The following is a 16918-nucleotide window of genomic DNA, read 5'->3' as shown; positions in this document are numbered from 1 at the left end:
CACCCGTGAATTCCAGCACACCCGCCGCGGAACTCCATCCGCCCGTCCCCAGCCTGTGGATAAGTCAGCGCCGGGGGCGCAGCTTGGCGAGGTTCTCGGCCACCACGGGCTCGCGGGTGGCCAGGGCCAGGGCGACGTCGCGGAGCTGCCTGGCCCGGTGGAGCTGGGAGCGCCAGTCGGACCCGGTCGCCCGGTGGGCCATGTCGACCTCGACCTCGACGACGCGGAACCCCTTGCGGAGCAGGTCGATGGTCAGGGCCGTCTCCACGCCGAAGCCGTGCGCCAGCGGCCGGGCGGCCTCGAACGCCTCCCTGGTGAGGCAGCGCTGGCCGTTCAGCGGCTGGGTCGCCTCGAAACCGGTCGCGCGGCGGATGCCGTCGCGGGACAGCCGGACGACGATGCCGTGCCCGGCGAGCTTGACCCGGTTGGCGAAGACGGCGATGGTCATGTCGGCCTCGCCGGCGCGGACGGGCTCGGCTAACGCGGCCGCGGCCTCGGCGGTCCCGGCGAGGTCGGCGTCGAGGAAGAGCAGATGACGAGGGGCGCCGTCGCCGTCGAGGAGGCGCACCGCCTCGGCGCCCGTCTCCATCGCGGCCGCCTTGCCGCGGTTGCGGCTGTGGCGGACGACCTTCGCCCCCGCCGCCCTGGCGACCCGGCCCGTCTGGTCGGTCGAGCCGTCGTCGACCACCACGACGAGGTCCACGCCGGGCAGGTCCAGGGCCGAGCCGACCGTGAGGCCGATGCGCTCGGCCTCGTTCTTGGCCGGGATGACGACCGCGGTGTCTCCTGCCGTCATGACTTCTCGGCGCTCAGGAACTCCTGCGGCACCTCGTCGTGCACGGTGAAGACCGAGTCGAGCCCGGTGACCTGCAGGATCTTCTGCACGGCGGGACGGGGCGCGGCCACCTCCAGGGTGCCGCCCCGCTCCTTCATCCGCTTGAGCGCGGACAGCAGGACGTTCATCCCCGTGGAGTCGCAGAAATCCACGGCGGACATGTCGATGACCACGCGGCCGGGCCCCTCCTGGAGCAGCCGGGTGAACTCCGACTGCAGGTGGGGTGCCGTATAGAGGTCGATTTCACCGGCGATCACGACGAGTGCGTGGCCGGCATGTGATCGAGTCGAGACCTTGAGCTCCACAAAGGCAGGCTAGCGGCGCCGAGGCGCCGGGTCACGTTGTCACGCCGATACGTGAACGAAGGCATGAATCACGAGGTCGGTTCCGGCTGCGCACGAGAGTGGCCGTTTGGGCTCCACGAAGACGGAGAGTAGGCGAAACTTGACGGTACGCCACCACGGCGGCAGGAGACACAGGAGGAGGCTGGGCGAGCTCACGGGCCCGACGACCTATGAACACAGACCAACCTGAAGATCCCCAGCGCCGCAAGCTCCGCGAACAGCTGGAGACGATTCTCATCCGCAGCGGTAAGGCGACCTCCTGGCACGACGAGGCGGTCCGCCTGCGCGGGCTGGTCAACCATGAGGGGTACGTCCCCGTACGCACGAAACTGGCCGGTGAGGACCTCGACTTCCTCGCCGGCGCCCGCGACGAGCTGCTCAGGTTCGCCGAGCTGGGGCTGCGCCTGCTCGACCTGCACCAGCCGCGCGACGCGGGCGGCATCACCAGCGACGCGGCGCATCCGATCCTGCGGTGCCGGAGCTGCATGTGGAGATGGCCCTGCCCGACATTTCGTGCGATGTCGGAGTCGTTCGGCGCCAGCCCCGAATCCCTCCTCCCGGAGCCCGCCTGACCCGCGTCACCCCGCGTCCTCCAGCGGTTGATACCGATAGCCGACCCCCCACACCGTGACGATCCTGCGCGGCTGGGCCGGGTCGGCTTCGACCTTCTCGCGCAGGCGCCTGACGTGCACCGTCACCGTGGACGAGTCGCCGAACGACCAGCCCCACACCTGGTGGAGCAGCGCCGCCCGGCCGAACGCCTGCCCGGGGTTGCGCATCAGGTAGGCCAGCAGGTCGAACTCGCGGCCGGTCAGCATCACCTCCACGCCGCCCAGCCGCACCTCGCGGGCGTCCACGTCCACCACCAGGTCGGCGTCGCGCAGCACGCCGGTGCCGCCCACGACGGCGCCACCCCGGGCGCGGTCCAGCACCGACCGCACGCGCAGCGCCAGCTCACGCGGGCTGAACGGCTTGACCACGTAGTCGTCGGCGCCCGTCTCCAGCCCGGCCACCCGGTCGATCTCCTCGCCGAGCGAGGTCAGCATGATCACCGGCACCGGCGGGCGCTCCCCGCACACCCGCAGCGCGTCGAGCCCGGCCGGGGTCACGTCGAGCACCATCAGGTCGGGCGGCCTGGTCAGCGCCCGGCGCAGCTCCTCCGCGCCGTCGCCCACGCACTCGACGTCGTGACCGTCGCGTTCCAGGTAGCGCGCGACCACTTCGGACACGGCCGGGTCGCCGTCGACCACCAGGATGCGGGTTTTCACCTCTTTACGGTACGGCGTCAGCCTCGCACGGGGCAGTGTCACGACGTACGGTGGCTTCATGGGTCGAGTCATCATGCTCGTGGCGGGCGCGCTTCTGGCGCTTTTCGTGCTGTTCACCTTCATCATCCCGGCGCTGTTCGGGCTGCTGAAGGTCGCGCTGATCATCGGAGTGATCGCTCTGCTGGTCTTCATCGCCGTCACCGTGGTCGGTAAGTCGTCGTCGCAGTGACGGTCTTCCTGTTCGATCCCTGGCTCATCGCCGTCACGACGGTGGCGGTCCTGCTGCTCGTCGCGTGGGCGGCCAGGCTGCTGCCGGTGGCCGGCGGTGAGCCGTCCGGGTTCCCCCTGGTGTACGCGCGACGCACCGCCTTCCAGCGTCAGCGCGATCCCGGCGCGGCCGGGAGACCGAGGCCGCGAGCTCCCGCACCGCACCCCGCTTCCGGTTAGCGGGGTTCGACCCGAGCCCCGAAGGTCTCCGCGGGAGAAGGGCTCATGATCGATTCATTGGTCTCGTTCGTCATCGGCATGTCCGGGGGCCACGCCGCCCTCGGCATCGTGCTGTTCACCCTGGCCGTGCGGCTTCTGCTGCTGCCGCTGGGCATCCGGCAGGCCCGCAGCGCCCGGGTCAGGGAACGGCTCGCGCCCCGGATGCGCGAGCTGCGCAAGCGGTTCGGCCGCGATCCGGAGCGGCTGGCCAGGGAGACGTCCGCGCTGTACGCCAAGGAGGGCAGCTCGCCGTTCGCGGGGATCCTGCCGGGGCTGGCGCAGCTGCCGTTCGTGTGGCTGATGTTCCGGGTGGCCACGCACCCGACCGCGCTGGCGGGCCATGACCTGTTCGGGGCGCCGCTCGGGCAGCAGGTCGCGGCCGTGGCGGCGCATTACGGTCTGGTCAGCGTCCCATTTTCGGTCTTCGCTCTGGTGCTGGTGCTGATGGCCGTCGTGGCGTGGCTGTCGTCCCGTACGGTCAGAGCGTCGCTCACAGAAGATCAGCCGGAGTTCATGCGGAAGGCGGCACCGCTGCTGCCGTTCGGCTCACTGCTGGCCGCGGCGGTGCTCCCCCTGGCCGCCGGGCTCTACCTGCTGGTCTCCACCGCGTGGACCGCGGGAGAGCGCGCCGCGCTCGCTACCCGGCCTCTTTGAGCGCGGGCACCTGCCCGTTCAGCTTCTCTTTGGGCGCGGGCAGGATCGCCCACACCGTCGTCGTGTCGCCGTCGTGCCGCACGCCCCAGCTCTCCGCCACGTACTCGACAATGCCCAGGCCACGCCCGCCGAGCGAGGACAGGGCCGGCCGGCCCGCCCTGGGCTCGGTGGCCGCACCCCCGTCGCTGACCGACACCTCGATGTGATCACCGCTGCGCAGCCAGGACACCCTCACCATCCCCGATGGCAGCGGGTGCGCGTGCCGCAGCGCGTTGCTGAGCAGCTCGCTCACCACCAGCACGGCGTCGTCGATCGCGTGGTGAAAAACCCCGCAGTCGTGGAGATCGGAGCTGAGACGCTGGCGGGCGACGGCGACGCTGGACGGCGCGTACGGCAGCAGCACCACGCTTGACACACCCACCTCCCCGTCTCCCAGTGCCCCCCGCGGAAGCACCCCCGGTACGACCGAAATGCCCCGTTACTCAATCCCAGAAACCGCATCTCGATCACAGCTTGTACACATCGGACGATAGATCAGGGCATCCGTGACCACCTCGTTACCGCACCGGTGTGTCGGATCCGATAGTAGAAGCACACCTGAGCTGGAGCTTCATCCGGGTCCCTCCTGTGGGACGGGGATGCGCGCTCACGTCGCCGCCCTGCGCCCTGGCCAGGCTCCGCACGATGTAGAGCCCGAGCCCGACGCCGCCGAACCTCCGGCGGTCGCCGGCGTCGACTTGGACGAACCGTTCGAAGATCCGCTCCCGGTCGGCCGGCGCGATCCCCACGCCCTCGTCGTCGACCACCACGACCACCCGGCCGTCCTCGCACCAGGCGCCGACGCGGATCAGGCCGCCCTGCGGCGAGTACTTGAAGGCGTTCTCCAGAAGCTGATCGAGCACGATGTCGGTGGCCAGCGGATCGCCCATCACCTTCGGCAGGCCGGGCGCGATCTCCACCTCTAGCCGGTGCTTGTCGGACAGCACCGGCAGCCCGAGCGTGGCCGCGTCGAGCCGCTCGGCCAGGTCGAACGGCTCATCCCTCACCACCTGCTCCTCCGCCCCGGCGCGGGCGCCCAGGAGCAGGTGGTCCATGAGGCTGCCGAGCGACTTGGCCCGCTCGGCGATCGTGTGCACGGCCGAGCGCCGCTCGGCGTCGGTCAGCTTGTCCCAGCGGGCGTCGAGCGTGCCGGCGAAACCCCGCACGACCGTGATCGGAGTGCGCAGCTCGTGGCTGGTGGTCGCCAGGAACAGGTCCTTGGCCTCCTCCAGCTCCTTGGCGGCGGTCACGTCGCGGAAGTCGACGACCAGCTCGCCCGTCTCCTCGATGCGCGCGCACACCACGTCCAGCCACCGCCCGCTGGGCAGCTGGTAGGTGACCTTCTCGCCGGGCGCGGGCAGCGGGAACGGCGGCGGCGCGCCGGCCGCCTCCTCGGCGGGGACGGCGGTGAGCCGGGCCGCGGCCGGGTTCCACCGCAGTACCCTCCCCTCGCCGTCGAGCACCGCTATGCCGTCGGCGCTGGCGTCGAAGACGGCCCGCTCGTGCGCCCGCTGCCGCACCGCCTCCTGGTAGGCGACCGCGTTGCCGACCGCGATCCCGGCGTGCCCGGCCAGCAGCTCCAGCAGCTCCAGCTCGACGTGGCCGGGCTTGCGCCGGGCGAAGAGCGCGTACAGAGCGCCGTACGGACGACCGCCGACGGCGGCGAGGCCGAGCGCGATCGTGTGCAGGCCGGGCAGCCGCGCCCACATCAGCCCGTCCAGCCCGGCGGACTCCAGCAGCACGGTCTTGCCGGTGCGCAACAGGGTGCCGACCAGGCTGGAGTGCAGGTCGGTGGTCGCGTCCTTCAGCGACGGCGGCAGCCGGTAGGTGCTGACCAGGCGCAGCCGGTCGCCCTCGATGAGCACGAACCCGCCCGCGTCCGCCCCGGTCAGCTCGGTGAGGCTGGCCGAGATCCGGTCGAGCACGGCGGGCAGCTCCAGCTCGGCGTTGATGTCGCCGACCACGTCGGTGAGCCTGCGCACCAGCCTGGCCCGGCGCGCCATCCGGTTCTTGGCGGCGTGCTCGGCCTGCACCAGGTGGTACACGCAGACGTATCCGGCCGTCGCCGCGCCCACGCGCAGCGCGCTGATGTCGGCCCGCACCTCCAGCACGGTGCCGTCGGCCCGCGCCCGCTTGGTGCGCAGCGACACCTGCTCGCCGGTGCGGACCCGCTCCAGGGCCGCGTGGTGCTCGGCCGCCAGCTCCTCCGGCACGATCGGCGCCCGGCGCCCGAGCACGTCGGCGGCGGGCCAGCCGAACAGCGCCTCGGCGGCGGCGTTCCACACCAGCACCGTCTGGTCCCGGTCGATCGCGACCACGGCGTTGGGCGAGCTGTCGAGCACCGCGCGGGCCATCTCGTCGTCACTGGCAGCCCTTGCGTCCCCCACGAGTCCATAGTGCCCCCGGCGTGGCGCTCGCGTCGGGCGATCCGTCCGATACGCTGCGGTCACGGCTTTTCGTGACGGGGTGGAGGTGAGGGAGTGTCGGGCGATCTCGAAGCCCTGTTGCGGGTGACGTCCGACACCTATCGCGGCGACGGCCAGCTCGACGTCGCGTTCGGCACGTACGACGGCGCGGTCGGCCAGTTGGTGCTCGCGGTCACCGCGCGCGGCATCGTCGCCTGCAGCTACGAAGAGGAGCACGTGGTCTTCGAGCGGGTGTCCGAGCGGGTGGGCAGGCGCATCGGCGCCGACGCGCGGCGGCTCGACCCGGTCCGGCGCGAGCTCGACGCCTACTTCTCCGGCCGGCTCCGCGCCTTCTCCACCCGGGTCGACCTGACCCTGGCCACGCCGTTCGCCCGTACGGTGCTGCAGAAGACGATGGCGGTCCCGTACGGCACGACCACCACGGTGGGGCAGATCGGCGAGCTCATCGGCAGGCCGCGCGCGCTGCGCGCGGTCGGCAACGCGCTCAGCGCCAACCCCGTCCGCGTGGTCGTGCCGTGTCACCGGGTGGTCCGCGACGACGGCGAGCCCGGCGACTACGCGGGCGGCGCCGACGCCGCGCGCCGCCTGCTCACGATCGAGCGGCGCGGCGCCTGACCAGCCCGATCAGCAGCGTCATCAGGGCCGCGACGATGGCCGCGCCGAGCGCGCCGTTCATCCACGGCTCCCTGGTGAAGCCGATGACGTCGCGCACCCCGGCCCAGAAGCCGTCCCACGCGGCGACGGTCGGGGTCGAGGTGGTCAGCCAGTACGCGGCGAACCCGAACGCCCACGGCACCAGCATCGACCAGCGGGCGGGGGCGTCCTCAGAGGTGTTCCACCCGTCCGCGCGGCTGAACAGGAAGTAGTCGACGGCGAGCACCGCGAACATCGGCACGAACACCGCGCCGATCACGCCCAGGAACGCACCGTACGACGTTACGTCCACCACCAGGGCGATGGCGACGGTGAGCACGCCGATCACGACGCTGATCACCCGGCGGTCGGCGCGCGGCATGAGGTTCTGCAGCGAGACGGTCGTCGAGTAGACGTTGGCGAACGACTGGTCGGCCTCGCGCAGCACCAGGACCGCGAAGAACATCGCGCCCAGCGGGGCCATCACGAACGGCGTGAACACCGCCGTGCTGTCGGCCGCCACCGCCTGCGCGCCGGCGATCGCGACCGCGTACACGCCCAGCCCCAGGCAGGCGACCTGGGCGAGCGTGTACCCGCCGACCACGCCGGTGAAGGCGGCCCGGCTGGACCTGGAGTGGCGGGCGAAGTCGGCGGCCAGCGGCACCCACGACACCGACAGCGCGATCACGTAGTCGACGGCCGGGGCGAACGCCTCCCACGATCCCCCGGTCTGCGGCTGGGCGTCGCCCAGGAACCGCACGCTGAACCAGATCATCGCGATGATCACCAGGACGGTGATGTAACGCCGGATCAGCCGGATCGCGCCGAGCGGCCAGATGCTCAGCACGGTGGTGATCACCCCGGCGACGAGCACCCAGACCGCGTACGGGACCGTGTCGCCGAAGATGGCCAGGGCTCCCTGGGCGATCACCCAGAGCTCGAACGCGCCCCAGCCGACCATCTGGATGATGTTGAGCACGGTGGGGAAGTAGGACAGCCGCGCCCCGAACAGCCCGCGCAGCAGCACCATCGCCGGCTTGCCGGTCTGCGTGCCGGGGATCGCGGCCAGGCCCACCATGGTGGTGCCGATCAGGCTGCCGACGACGGTGGCGACCAGGGCCGCCGTCACGGTCAGCGGTGCTCCCCCGAGCGGGTCGATCAGGAACAGCGCCCCGGAGAAACCGAGGAGGCTGACGGCGAGGTTGGCCCAGAGCGCGCCCTGGTCGAGCACCCCGAGCGTCTTGGGCGCCTCGCCCTCAAGGGTCAACGGAACTTCGTCGCCGTGGACGGCATGCGACATCGCGCACTCCCTACGCCGGCATTACCCGGACAGGTTCGTGCGGTCGGCAGCGGCGTCAGCTGCCCTCTCAGCCCGGTTGCCCCGAGCTCCCGCGGTGGACGATCGGCCGGAGATCACCTCCGGCGCGCGCCCCCATGATGCATGATTCGTCTGATTTGGGCCAGTCGGGGGTCGATCTCGGGCGTCAGGCCACCATCGGGGGCAGGCCCGTCTCGCTGACCATCGGGCGCTTGGCGTACTCCCAGGCCTGCATGCCGCCGCCCACGTTGACCGCCTCGTGGCCGAGGTGGTTGAGCCAGGCCGCCACCTGCAGCGAACGGCCGCCGACGCGGCACACGACGTAGATCGGGCGGTCCGTGGCGATCTCGCCGACGCGCGCCTGGATCTCCGTCATCGGGATGTGGACCGCCCCGGGCGCGTGGCCCGCCACCCACTCGTCCTGCTCGCGCACGTCGAGCAGGTAGGCGTCCTCGGGCACGTCGCGGACCTCGACCTCGGGAACCCTCATGCGCCCATTCTCCCCTGTCACCGGACCACGGGAGCCCAGCCACGCACCACCACCGGGTTACGGCGCCGCGCGGAGAGCCTGGACACGCGGCGGTCGGTGAGGGGTGTGCCGCCGGTCCGGCAGGGTCACCGCTACTTGAGCAGCCGGGACATCCTGCGGTCGGCGAGCGGCTTGCCGCCGGTCTGGCAGGTGGGGCAGTACTGCAGCGAGGAGTCGGCGAAGGACACCTCGCGGATCGTGTCGCCGCAGACCTCGCACGGCTGGCCGGTGCGGTTGTGGACGCGCAGCCCGGACTTCTTCTCCGCCTTGAGCTCCCCCGCCGCCAGGCCGCGGGCCCGTTCGACGGCCTCGCGCAGCGTGGTCACGATGGCCTCGTGCAGGTCGGCGATCTGCGCGTCGGTCAGCGTCGCGGCGATCTTGAAGGGGGACATCTTCGCGGCGTGCAGCACCTCGTCGGAGTAGGCGTTGCCGATGCCGGCGATGACCTTCTGGTCGCGCAGCAGGCCCTTGATCTGGGTGCGGTTGCCGCCGATGATCCGCTTGAGCGCGGCGACGTCGAAGGAGGGGTCGAGGGGGTCGGGGCCGAGCGCCGCGACACCCGGCACTTCGTCCGGATTTTTCACCACATAGACGGCCAGCCGCTTCTGCGTCCCCGCCTCCGTCAGCTCGAACCCCGGCGCCCGCCCGTCATCGCCCGCCGCCAGCCTCACCCGTACAGCCAGCGGCCCCTTGCCCGGGCGGACCGGCCTGGCGCCCGACAGATCGTCGCGCCAGCGGAGCCAGCCCGCCCTGGCCAGGTGGATGACGAGGTGGAGGCCGTCGCAGTCGAGGTCGAGGAACTTGCCGTGTCTCGCCACGCCGGTGACGGTCAGCCCGCCCAGCGCCGTCACCGGCGGGTCGAACGTCTTCAGCGCCTGGAAGGCGACCACGTCCACGCCGGCGATCGTGCGCCCCACCGCCCGCTCGTTCAGGAACGCGGCGAGCGACTCCACCTCGGGAAGTTCCGGCATGCTCCCAGACTACGCGGCGTCACGGCACGTCCCAGAACGCCAGCTCGTGCGCCATCGCCTCCCTGAACATCGCCTCGGCCCGGTCCGGGTCGGGGTCGATCTCGTCCAGCATCTCCCCGATCCGCACGGCCAGCGCCGCGAACGCCGGGTCCGCGTACGTGTCGACCCAGGCCCGGTAGCGCGGCTCCGACGGCGGGTTCTCCGCCAGGATCCGCCCCAGCGTCGAGTACCCCCACGTGCACGGGTACAGCGCCGCCATCCCGTCCTCGTACGAGTCCGCCGCGTCCAGCAGGAACCGCGTGTACGCCTCGCAGGCCGGTCCCTTCACGGCCCCTTCCAGATCGGCGCCGAACTCCGCCGAAAGCGAACGGTGTAACTTCAGCTCGTCGTGATAGGTCGAGTGGGCCAGGTCCACCAGGTAACCCACGTGCGAGTCCGGGGCCTTCGAGGCCAGCTTCGAGAAGACCCGCACGTAATCCAGCAGGTAGAGGTAGTCCTGCTCCAGCCAGGACCGGAACACCGGCTCGGGCAGATCGCCCCGGCCGATGCCCACGACCGTGGGGTGGGCGAGCTGATCCTCCAGCAAGGTACGCCCGACAGCGTGCAGCTTTTCCGAGATGGTCATGTACGCACGTTACTGTCGGGGGATGAGTGTGACGATCGCGGAGGAGATCCTCCTTCTCGCTTTCGGCGAGGACGACGGCAGGCAGTTGCTCTCCGCCATCCAGCTCGACCCCGCGGTGGCCGGGGCCGTCCTGGCCGAGCTGGCGCTCCACGAGCGCATCGCGCTGCGGGACAAGAAAGTACGGGTGCTGAACCCGGCCCCGGTGGGCGACGAGGAGCTCGACGCCGCGCTGGCCCGCATCGCGGCCAGCCCCAAGGCGCACCGCCCCGCCTGGTGGGTGCAGCAGCTCCAGTCGGACAAGCTCCGCGTCCGCCTGCTGACGCGGCTCGTCGGCGCGGGCGTGCTCGCCGAGGAGCGCGGCCGGGTGTTCGGCATCTTCCGCACCACCCGCTGGCCCGAGCTCGACGGCCGCGTGGAGTCGCGCGTACGGGAGCGGATCGCCGGCGCGCTGGCCGGGACCGAGCCCGACCCGCGCACCGCCGTGCTCATCGCGGTCATGCACGCCGCCAAGCTCGACCGCAAGGCGTTCCCCGGCGCCGACAAGCAGCGGATCAAGCAGATCGCGTCCGGCGCGTGGGAGGCCGAGGCCGTGGCGCAGACGATCGCCGCCATCAACGCGGGCGTCTCGATCGCCGTCACCACGGCCGCCATAACCGCCGCGACCTAAATCACCGTCACCGCCGTGACCTAGTTGCCGGCGTCGATGATCTCCTTCGGGACCGGCTTGTCCGCGGCCAGCGCGTCGAACAGCTCCAGGGCCTTGGCCCGGTCCCACTTGACGGCCTGGCCGCCGGCGACGATCTCGGTGCCGCCGAAGGGCACCACCGTGGTCACCGGGCTGTCGCCCATCGCCAGGCCCAGCGAGAGCATGTCGAACACGCCGGTGTCCTCGTCGACCGCGACCGCCTCGGTGGCGCTCATCGCCAGCGGGATCGAGGTGAACGGGTTGATCAGGGTGCCGGGGCTGGCCGCCTTCTTCACCACCGCGCTGAGGAACTGGCGCTGCCGCTTGGTGCGCTCGTAGTCGGGCAGCGCGCCGCCCTTGCGGGTGCGGACGTAGCCGAGCGCCTGGGCGCCGTTGAGCGTCTGGGTGCCCTTCTTGAGCTTCAGGCCCGCCTTGGGGTCGTTCACCGCCGCGCGGACGTTGATCTCGACGCCGCCGACGGCGTCCACGATGTCGACGAACCCGGCGAAGCCGATCTCCATGTAGTTGTCGACGCGGAGCCCGGTGACGGTCTCGACGGTCTGGACCAGGAGCCTGGGCCCGCCGATCGCGTAGGCGGCGTTGAGCTTGTTGCGGCCGTGGCCGGGGATGGAGACCGCGGAGTCGCGGGGCAGGCTGACCAGCGTCGGCTTGTCTCCGCCCTCTGGCAGGTGGAGCAGCATCATCGAGTCGGTGCGCCGGCCCTCGCTGTTGCCGGTGGCCAGCTTTCTGCGCTGGCGCTTCGTCAGGCCCTCACGACTGTCGGAGCCGACCAGGAGCCAGTTGGTGCCCGGCGTGTCGTCCGGGCGGCCCTTGTAGTCGTCCAGGACCCCGCCCGGCAGCCCGCCGAGCCGCCCGTCGATCCAGAAGAGCAGCCCCGCCGCGGACAGCACCAGCACCACCAGCAGCGCGGCGATGATCTTGAAGATGGTGCCGCCGCGGATCCGCCGGCGCGGCCCCCGCGGCTCCCGCGGCCCTCTCGGCCCCGGCGGCTCCGAAGCCCGTCCTGAGCCCCCGCTCAGCGGCCTGACCGGGCTGCTGCCCGAGCGGCGCCTGCCGTACACCCGCGAACTCGACCGAGGCGCGTCGTCGGCGCCCTGCGGGAACTGGTGCGCCGGCGCCCCCGCCGCGCGCAGCCGGTCGTTCCGGGGCGGCAGCGGGCGGCGCTCACCTGGCGAGCGCATGGCCCGCGTCCGGTCGTCCTCAGACACTTGGCTCCTTCTTCCCATCGCTTTGCATAAACGCTACGCCCGACACCCGCACAGTGCAGTGCCTCAGCGGATGCCGCGCCAGGGAAAACTACGCAGAACCCGGGAGAGATGACCACCGGAAACACAGAGGCCGCCCACATCGTTAGTTTTAGCAACCAGACCTAGAGAAGGGATGATCGTGTCCACTGCGGACCCATGGAGTAGCCGCCCGTGCCGATGCACGGGTTCCCCTGAGAGCTCGCAGCGGTGAGCGCTTATCTGGGCCTCCTGGCCCTCTTCCTGCTCACCGCCGCGACGGGCTACTTCGTCGCCCAGGAGTTCGCCTTCGTCGCCGCCGACCGGGCCGTCCTGCGCGAGCAGGCCGCAGCCGGTGACCAGGCCGCGGAGAAGGCGCTGCGGGTGACCTCTCGCCTCTCGTTCATGCTGTCGGGCGCCCAGCTCGGCATCACCGTCACCGCCCTGCTGGTCGGTTTCCTTGCCGAGCCCGCCATAGCCGCGATCGTCCGGCCCTGGCTGACGGAGGCCGGGCTCCCCGACACCCTCATCACCGGCCTGTCCGTCGCCATCGGCGTGGGCGTGGCCACCGCGGTGCAGATGGTGCTCGGCGAGCTGGCCCCGAAGAACCTCGGCATCGCCAGGCCGGAGCCCGTGGCCAAGGCCCTGGCGACCTCCACCCTCGCTTACCTGGCCGTGGTCGGCCCGGTGATCCGCCTGTTCGACTCGGCCGCCACCGGGCTGCTCAGGAAGCTCGGCATCGACCCCGTCGAGGAGGTCGCCCACGGCGCCACCCCCGAGGAGCTCTCCCGCATCATCGAGGAGTCCAGGCAGGCCGGCGAGCTGCCGCCCCGGCTCTCCGAACTGCTGGAACGCGCCCTGGAGTTCGGCGACCACACGGCCGAGGAGATCATGGTCCCGCGGCCCCGCGTGGTCGCGCTCCGCACCGCCCAGCCGATCTCCGAGCTGGTGGAGACCATGCGCGGCTGCGGCCACACCCGCTACCCGGTGCTCGGCGACGACGGCGACGTGGCCGGCGTGGCCGGGGTGCGCGAGCTGCTCGCGTTCGGCACGGAGCAGGGCACGGTCGGCGACATCACCCGCCCGGCGCTGCTCATGCCCGACTCGCTGCCGCTGCCCGCGGTGCTCGACCGGATGCGCGTCGCGGGCGACGACATCGCCTGCGTCATCGACGAGTACGGCGACCTGGCCGGCGTCATCACCGTCGAGGACCTGGCGGAGGAGCTGGTCGGCGAGCTCGTCGACGAGAACGACCCCGACCCGCTGGGCGCCGTGCGCCGGCCGGGCGGCGTCTGGGAGGTGCCGGGCAGGCTGCGCCTCGACGAGGTCGAGCGGGCCACCGGCATCGCGCTGCCGGAGAGCGACGACTACGACACGCTCGCCGGCCTGATCCTGGCGGAGCTGGGCCGGATGCCCGAGCCCGGCGACACCGTGACGGTCCCGACCGTGGTCGAGCCCGACCTGTTCGCCGACGAGGACGACGGCGAGCACCTGGCCGAGCTGACCGTGATCTCGCTCGACCGGCGCGTGCCCGAATGGGTGCGCCTGACCCCCGCCCAGCAGCCCGCGGAGGCGACCCGATGACGATGATCCTGGTCAGCGTGGCCCTGCTGGTGTTCAACGCGCTGTTCGTGGCCGCCGAGTTCGCCTTCGTGTCCTCGCGGCGGCACCGCCTGGAGGAGATCGCGGCGGGCGGCAACCGGCTCGTCAGGATCGCGGCCAGGTCGGCCGCGGGCGGCAGCCGCCAGCTCTCGCTGATGCTGGCGGGCGCCCAGCTCGGCATCACGCTCTGCACGCTGGGTCTCGGGTACGTGACCGAACCGGCCATCGAGCACTACCTCGAACCGGTGTTCGCGGCCCTCGGCGTGTCCGAGGCGCTGCGCATGCCGATCGCGCTGACGATCGCGCTGGCGCTGGTGACGTTCCTGCACATGGTGGTGGGCGAGATGGCGCCCAAGTCGTGGGCGCTGACCCATCCCGAGCAGGCGGCGCTGCTGCTCACGCTGCCGTTCCGGGCCTTCACGTGGTCGATGCGGCCGCTGCTGTCGGCGCTCAACGGCCTGTCCAACCTGGGCCTGCGGCTCTTCGGCGTGCAGCCGCGCAACGAGCTGGCCACCACCCGGACGCCGGGCCAGCTCGCCCTGCTGGTCGGCGAGTCCGGCCGGATGGGCCTGCTCGACCGGGAGGAGCACGACCTGCTCACCCGGGCGCTGCGGTTCGAGGCCGAGGGCATCGAGCGGCTCATGGTGCCCATCGGCCGGGTCGTCACCGTACCTCCCCAGGCCGGCACGGCCGAGATCCGCCGTGTGGCGGCCCGCAGCGGCCACCTCAGGCTGCTCGTCAGCGACGGCGGCGAGGTGGCGGGCGTCCTGCACGCCCGCGACGCCCTGCTGGAGCCGGACCGTACGGCGGGCGAGCTCGCCAGGCCGGTGCCGAGGCTGCCCAGCCTCAAGCAGGTCCCCGAGGCCGTGGCGGCCCTCCAGGAGGCGCGGGCGCACCTGGCGCTGGTCGTCGGGGCCGACGGCACGGTCATCGGCATGGTGAGCCTGACGGACCTGCTGGGCCAGCTCCTGGACACCCGCACCCGGGCCGCCTGACCCCGTGCAGCAGGCCGGCGAGCGACTGACTCGCCGGCCTGCTCAGGTCATCCCCCGATCACCCTCTGGCCTCGCCACAGTCACCCTCTGGCGTCACCAGTCCCCCCGCGGCGCCGCCGAGGTCACCCTCTGGCGAGTACGGTCGCGAGCGGCAGCCGTCCGGCCAGGGTGGCGGGCACCGCCGAGGCCAGCACGGCCAGCAGCACGGCGACCCCGGCCGCGCCCAGCGCCCCCTCGACCGCGACCCGGGGCAGCTCGCTGGCGAGCACCGCGGCCGCCGCCAGCCCGGCCCCCGCCCCGGCCAGCCCGCCGAGCAGGCCGATCACCGCGCCTTCCGACAGCACCAGCCGGGCGACGGTCCGGCCCGACCACCCGGTGGCGCGCAGGGTGGCCAGTTCCGCGTCGCGCTCACGTACACCCAGGTAGAGCACGTCCGCCACGGCCAGCGCGCCGAGCGCGAACATGACGGCGATCGCCGCGTAGTCCGCCGGCCTGGCCTGCACCACGATGGCGTCCCCCAGCAGGGAGCCGACGACCCGGCCGCGGAAACCGTACGTGACCGCGAGCAGCACCGTCAGCGCGAAGACGCACACCGTCAGCGTGGCGGCCCCGAGCAGCGTGCGGCCCGGCATCCTGGCCAGCCCCGCGAGCGCCAGCCCGGTGACCCCGCGCGGCGAGCGGGCGCGGCGGGCGGCCCGCACCCCGGCCCGGACGGCGGCGATCGGCGGCACGGCCGAGGCCCGCCAGGCCGGGACCGCCCCCGCGGCCAGCGCCAGCAGCACCGCGGCGGGCACCGCGAGCAGCGCACGCGGCACCGAGACCTGCAGCCCGAACCAGGACGACAGCGGCACCGCGAGCGCAGCCGACAGCAGCCCGGCGACCAGCCCGACCACGCCCACCTCCCCCAGCACCGCGCCGAACAGCTTCCGCCGCGACCAGCCCAGGCAGGACAGCACGAGCGCCGAGCGGCGCCTGGCCGGACTCGCCGAGCAGGCCACGGGGCTGACGACCGTGGAGAGCGAGCAGGAACAGACCGGGTGAGATTCTGAACATCGGCTTCGCTACGAGCGGAACACGAGCCCGGCCCGGGAAGCGGTTTGAAAGCGAGCTGCAACCGGCCGGGCGTACTTTCTGCCGCGACAGGCCGACAGGTCGATGAAATGAGGAAGCCCCGGCTCTTGCGGACCGGGGCTCTCTTTCGCCAATGTTGGTCTGCCGATTTCATCAGCTTGACCGAGTGGGCGAGGAGGGATTTGAACCCTCACGTCCTTGCGGACACACGGACCTGAACCGTGCGCGTCTGCCGTTCCGCCACCCGCCCTTGTGGGTGCGCAGAAACATTAGCACGGAACAGCCACTGGTACTGAACCCGGATACGATCGCATAAGACACGTGAGCGGAGGAGCTGGGCGCCAGTGCCTGAGGAGCGCCGGGGGTCGCCGCCTCGTGGTTCGAGCGGAGACCGGGCGCCATGCGCGCTTGGGGGCCGCGATCATATGCACGGAGGAAGGGAGGTACCCGGTGGGAGTCCTTCAGCGCTTCGAGCGACGGCTCGAAGGCTTGGTTGAGGGGGCCTTTGCGCGGGCGTTCAAATCTGACCTTCAGCCGGTCGAGGTCGCCAGCGCAGTTCAGCGGGAGATGGACGAGCGGGCGGCGATCGTCGCCCAGGGCCGCACCCTCGTCCCGAACGACTTCGTGGTCGAGCTGTCCACGACCGACGCCGAGCGTCTCGAGGTCTACGCCGACAGCATCAGCCATGAGCTGGCCAACCTCGCCAGGGAGTACGCCAAGGAGCAGGGCTACTCCTTCGTGGGACCGGTCCGGGTCCGATTCGAGACGGCGGGCGACCTGGCGGTCGGCCTCTTCCGCATCAGGTCCGGCGTCATCCGCGGCGCGACGGTCGAGCAGGACGAGATCCGCCAGCCGGCGAGCGACCTGCCCCCGTCCCGCCCCAACGCGTTCAACGGGCGGCCCAGGCTGCTCGTCAGCACACAGGACGATCCGCAGGGCGACCGCTCCTACGAGCTCACCACGCCGGTGACCTTGCTCGGGCGCGGCACCGACTGTGATCTTCGCCTCGTCGACCCCGGCGTGTCCCGCCACCACGCGGAGCTGCGCGTCGAGGGTCAGCAAGTCGTCCTGGTCGACCTCGGGTCGACCAACGGCACCTTCGTCAACGGCCAGCCGGTACGCAGGATCGAGCTCCAGAACGGCACGCGAGTGACGCTGGGGCGCACGACTCTGGTGTTCCGGCGCGATTAGAG

At 71.9% G+C, this 16918-nt stretch carries 20 protein-coding genes, 1 tRNA gene and 1 riboswitch; of the genes, 9 read left to right on the top strand and 12 right to left on the bottom strand.

From position 1 onward, the window contains the following. Positions 1-64: 64 nt before the first annotated feature. Both AB0J42_RS14040 and AB0J42_RS14035 read right to left on the bottom strand, forming a co-directional pair. The gene (locus AB0J42_RS14040; protein WP_364293177.1) at positions 65-796 is read right to left on the bottom strand and encodes a glycosyltransferase; all 732 of its coding nucleotides are present in this window, start codon (positions 794-796) and stop codon (positions 65-67) included. Continuing rightward, positions 793-1140 carry an STAS domain-containing protein gene (locus AB0J42_RS14035; protein ID WP_364293174.1) on the bottom strand — a complete coding sequence of 116 codons (348 nt, stop codon included), beginning with the start codon at positions 1138-1140 and terminating at the stop codon, positions 793-795. The genes AB0J42_RS14040 and AB0J42_RS14035 overlap by 4 nt, the downstream gene beginning before the upstream one ends. A gap of 209 nt (positions 1141-1349) precedes the next feature. On the opposite strand from AB0J42_RS14035, the gene AB0J42_RS14030 reads away from it, so the two are divergent. After that, positions 1350-1751: a hypothetical protein gene (locus tag AB0J42_RS14030; protein ID WP_364293171.1), complete on the top strand. Its 402-nt coding sequence runs from the start codon at positions 1350-1352 to the stop codon at positions 1749-1751. A gap of 6 nt (positions 1752-1757) precedes the next feature. On the opposite strand, the gene AB0J42_RS14025 is transcribed toward AB0J42_RS14030, so the two are convergent. Then, positions 1758-2447 carry a response regulator transcription factor gene (locus AB0J42_RS14025; RefSeq protein WP_364293168.1) on the bottom strand — a complete coding sequence of 230 codons (690 nt, stop codon included), beginning with the start codon at positions 2445-2447 and terminating at the stop codon, positions 1758-1760. 58 nt (positions 2448-2505) lie between these two features. On the opposite strand from AB0J42_RS14025, the gene AB0J42_RS14020 reads away from it, so the two are divergent. Genes AB0J42_RS14020 through yidC form a run of 3 tightly spaced genes read left to right on the top strand, consistent with a single transcriptional unit; the run spans position 2506 to position 3587 of the window. Next, complete coding sequence (locus AB0J42_RS14020; protein ID WP_364293166.1) at positions 2506-2676, top strand: hypothetical protein; 171 nt, start codon at positions 2506-2508, stop codon at positions 2674-2676. Beyond that, positions 2673-2894 (top strand): DUF6412 domain-containing protein, encoded by a 222-nt coding sequence (locus tag AB0J42_RS14015; RefSeq protein ID WP_364293163.1) that lies wholly within the window; start codon positions 2673-2675, stop codon positions 2892-2894. Before AB0J42_RS14020 ends, AB0J42_RS14015 begins: the two co-directional genes overlap by 4 nt. Before the next feature lie 45 nt (positions 2895-2939). Further along, entirely contained in the window at positions 2940-3587 is a 648-nt protein-coding gene (gene yidC, locus AB0J42_RS14010) for a membrane protein insertase YidC (RefSeq protein ID WP_364293160.1), read from the top strand. Here yidC and AB0J42_RS14005 read toward each other — a convergent pair. Both AB0J42_RS14005 and AB0J42_RS14000 read right to left on the bottom strand, forming a co-directional pair. Further along, the gene (locus AB0J42_RS14005) at positions 3571-4002 is read right to left on the bottom strand and encodes an ATP-binding protein (RefSeq protein ID WP_364293157.1); all 432 of its coding nucleotides are present in this window, start codon (positions 4000-4002) and stop codon (positions 3571-3573) included. The genes yidC and AB0J42_RS14005 overlap by 17 nt on opposite strands. A gap of 142 nt (positions 4003-4144) precedes the next feature. Next, on the bottom strand, positions 4145-5980 hold the full coding sequence (locus tag AB0J42_RS14000; RefSeq protein ID WP_364293353.1) for an ATP-binding protein: 1836 nt from the start codon (positions 5978-5980) through the stop codon (positions 4145-4147). A 126-nt stretch (positions 5981-6106) separates the two neighbouring features. Here AB0J42_RS14000 and AB0J42_RS13995 point away from each other — a divergent pair, with 126 nt between their 5' ends. After that, a complete protein-coding gene (locus AB0J42_RS13995; protein ID WP_364293154.1) occupies positions 6107-6667 on the top strand; it encodes a methylated-DNA--[protein]-cysteine S-methyltransferase in 561 nt (186 codons plus the stop codon). On the opposite strand, the gene AB0J42_RS13990 is transcribed toward AB0J42_RS13995, so the two are convergent. The 4 genes from AB0J42_RS13990 to AB0J42_RS13975 all read right to left on the bottom strand — a co-directional run bounded on the left by AB0J42_RS13990 (position 6642) and on the right by AB0J42_RS13975 (position 10128). Continuing rightward, positions 6642-7985, bottom strand: a complete 1344-nt coding sequence (locus AB0J42_RS13990) for a cytosine permease (RefSeq protein WP_364293151.1) — start codon at positions 7983-7985, stop codon at positions 6642-6644. The two genes, AB0J42_RS13995 and AB0J42_RS13990, sit on opposite strands and share 26 nt — an antisense overlap. Further along, positions 7976-8088: riboswitch (TPP riboswitch) on the bottom strand. It overlaps the preceding gene by 10 nt. A gap of 81 nt (positions 8089-8169) precedes the next feature. Further along, positions 8170-8493 (bottom strand): rhodanese-like domain-containing protein, encoded by a 324-nt coding sequence (locus tag AB0J42_RS13985; RefSeq protein ID WP_364293148.1) that lies wholly within the window; start codon positions 8491-8493, stop codon positions 8170-8172. A 131-nt stretch (positions 8494-8624) separates the two neighbouring features. After that, positions 8625-9503, bottom strand: a complete 879-nt coding sequence (locus AB0J42_RS13980) for a DNA-formamidopyrimidine glycosylase family protein (protein ID WP_364293146.1) — start codon at positions 9501-9503, stop codon at positions 8625-8627. Positions 9504-9522: 19 nt separating this feature from the next. Beyond that, the gene (locus AB0J42_RS13975; RefSeq protein WP_364293143.1) at positions 9523-10128 is read right to left on the bottom strand and encodes a transcriptional regulator; all 606 of its coding nucleotides are present in this window, start codon (positions 10126-10128) and stop codon (positions 9523-9525) included. A 22-nt stretch (positions 10129-10150) separates the two neighbouring features. On the opposite strand from AB0J42_RS13975, the gene AB0J42_RS13970 reads away from it, so the two are divergent. Then, complete coding sequence (locus AB0J42_RS13970; RefSeq protein WP_364293140.1) at positions 10151-10795, top strand: GPP34 family phosphoprotein; 645 nt, start codon at positions 10151-10153, stop codon at positions 10793-10795. Positions 10796-10815: 20 nt separating this feature from the next. Here AB0J42_RS13970 and AB0J42_RS13965 read toward each other — a convergent pair whose 3' ends face one another. Further along, positions 10816-12042: an LCP family protein gene (locus AB0J42_RS13965; protein WP_364293137.1), complete on the bottom strand. Its 1227-nt coding sequence runs from the start codon at positions 12040-12042 to the stop codon at positions 10816-10818. Between the two features lie 246 nt (positions 12043-12288). Here AB0J42_RS13965 and AB0J42_RS13960 point away from each other — a divergent pair, with 246 nt between their 5' ends. Further along, positions 12289-13641: a hemolysin family protein gene (locus AB0J42_RS13960; RefSeq protein WP_364293134.1), complete on the top strand. Its 1353-nt coding sequence runs from the start codon at positions 12289-12291 to the stop codon at positions 13639-13641. Further along, the gene (locus AB0J42_RS13955; RefSeq protein ID WP_364293130.1) at positions 13638-14654 is read left to right on the top strand and encodes a hemolysin family protein; all 1017 of its coding nucleotides are present in this window, start codon (positions 13638-13640) and stop codon (positions 14652-14654) included. Before AB0J42_RS13960 ends, AB0J42_RS13955 begins: the two co-directional genes overlap by 4 nt. A gap of 122 nt (positions 14655-14776) precedes the next feature. Here the strand turns inward: AB0J42_RS13955 and AB0J42_RS13950 are convergent, their stop codons facing one another. Further along, positions 14777-15652, bottom strand: coding sequence for an FtsX-like permease family protein (locus AB0J42_RS13950; protein WP_364293127.1), 876 nt, complete (start codon positions 15650-15652; stop codon positions 14777-14779). A 240-nt stretch (positions 15653-15892) separates the two neighbouring features. Continuing rightward, positions 15893-15975: transfer RNA gene (locus tag AB0J42_RS13945), tRNA-Leu, on the bottom strand. A gap of 200 nt (positions 15976-16175) precedes the next feature. Here AB0J42_RS13945 and AB0J42_RS13940 point away from each other — a divergent pair. After that, a complete protein-coding gene (locus AB0J42_RS13940) occupies positions 16176-16916 on the top strand; it encodes a DUF3662 and FHA domain-containing protein (protein ID WP_364293124.1) in 741 nt (246 codons plus the stop codon). Positions 16917-16918: the final 2 nt, after the last annotated feature.

Source organism: Nonomuraea sp. NPDC049649 (assembly GCF_040675175.1).
Lineage (GTDB): Bacteria > Actinomycetota > Actinomycetes > Streptosporangiales > Streptosporangiaceae > Nonomuraea.
Note: the sequence above shows the minus strand (reverse complement) of the source record. Positions and strands in the feature narration are given on the sequence as shown.